This is a genomic window from Parageobacillus caldoxylosilyticus NBRC 107762 (assembly GCF_000632715.1).
Taxonomy (GTDB): domain Bacteria; phylum Bacillota; class Bacilli; order Bacillales; family Anoxybacillaceae; genus Saccharococcus; species Saccharococcus caldoxylosilyticus.
Genome location: NZ_BAWO01000114.1, coordinates 1 through 1428, shown reverse-complemented (window position 1 = coordinate 1428; position 1428 = coordinate 1). Strand labels below are relative to the sequence as shown.

The following is a 1428-nucleotide window of genomic DNA, read 5'->3' as shown; positions in this document are numbered from 1 at the left end:
TTCTGCCTCTAATAAGCGGAATAAAAACTCCGAATATGGTATATTATGAGTAGCTGCGTATTCTGCCATGGCGGACCATCGTTCCGCCATGACAGGCAAATGGAGTCGGTGGCAATACTCGTGTATTCGTTCTTTCATGAGCTTTCCCCTCGCAGGAATGCGTCATAAACGGACAATGGACGAGTATCCACTTCCACCGAAACAGGCGAAATGGTGGTCGCCATTTCCGTCTGTTTCTTTTTTATTTTTTCGGCGAATGCAATTACTTTTTTCTGTTGGTTCAAGTAAGAAATCTCCTCCCCTCGATAGTACAACCGAATATCCCCATTCAATCGCTCCTTTACCAGAATTTCTTTGCCCACATACTCCGCCGATAAGAGCCATTGTTCCCCTTTGTAGGAGAAACTGCCATCCCAATGCACTTTCCGATAGGAAAGATAGCTCGTATCGTAATCTTTCAGCGGGAGAGGTTTCAACTGTTCCTCTGCCCAACGCTCTTGCGGAGGAATGCCGGTAGTGGCGTTTGGCTTCCGATTCGCCACTTGATCGAGCCAGCGATGCAAAAGGAAATTCAATTCTTCGATACTTTCAAACGATGTTCCTACATAGAAGTGATCCATAATATACTGAATGGCTCGTTCGACTTTCCCCTTTGTCTGGGCCCGGTAGGGCCGGCATACTTTTGGAATAAATCCATAGTAACTCGCAAATTCAGAAAATCGCTGATTCCATTTCACCACTCCTTGTTCCCGGCCGTCGGTAACGGTCTTCATATTGTCAAATAACACTCTCTTTGGAATCCCTCCAAAGTACTTGAAACTTTGAATCAGGCATTCCATTAAGTGCTCCTGGTCCTGGCTGGTCGTAAATACCGCGTATTTCATCCGCGAATAGCCTAGCGTGGCCACAAATAGCGATAACTTGACTTTTTTCCCTTCGATCACGACCTCCCCAACTTCTTTCCAATCGACTTGCATTTGTTCGCCAGGAAGCGTTTCATAGCGAACCGTGTATTTCTTTTTCGCCGTCTCTCGGAAAGGCTGCATATAGTCCTTTAAAATCGTCTTTCCTCCCGTGTAGCCCTGTTGTCGAATTTCGAAAAACAATTTTTCGCTATTGAACACCCCATCTTCTAACATCCGTTTTTGAAGATATGGTTTAAATGGATCCAACTTGCTTTTTCTTGGTTTTCGCTTGAATTTGGAAGGGGGATTGGAGGAGTGAATATATTTTCGGACGGTTTTCCGATCGATCCCCAATTCCCTCGCAATATCGGAAATACTCATTCCCCTTTCATACATCTCTTTGATCATGAAAAATTCCCCTCTCGTAATCATGAACCATAGCTCCTCTCATTGACACTATGGTTCTATTGTAAGTGGGGAATTTTATTCCGGCTATATTGGGGATTTTATCATCGGCTTTAAC

2 protein-coding genes are annotated in these 1428 nt (G+C 44.4%); both read right to left on the bottom strand.

Features of this window, described 5'->3' with window-relative positions; all coding sequences use genetic code 11:
- Window positions 1-138: ATP-binding protein (locus GCA01S_RS20740; RefSeq protein WP_217994790.1), on the bottom strand; the 138-nt coding region annotated here is incomplete at its 3' end.
- The gene (gene istA / locus GCA01S_RS18855; protein ID WP_042412544.1) at window positions 135-1337 is read right to left on the bottom strand and encodes an IS21 family transposase; all 1203 of its coding nucleotides are present in this window, start codon (window positions 1335-1337) and stop codon (window positions 135-137) included. The genes GCA01S_RS20740 and istA, both read right to left, overlap by 4 nt.
- Window positions 1338-1428 lie beyond the last annotated feature (91 nt).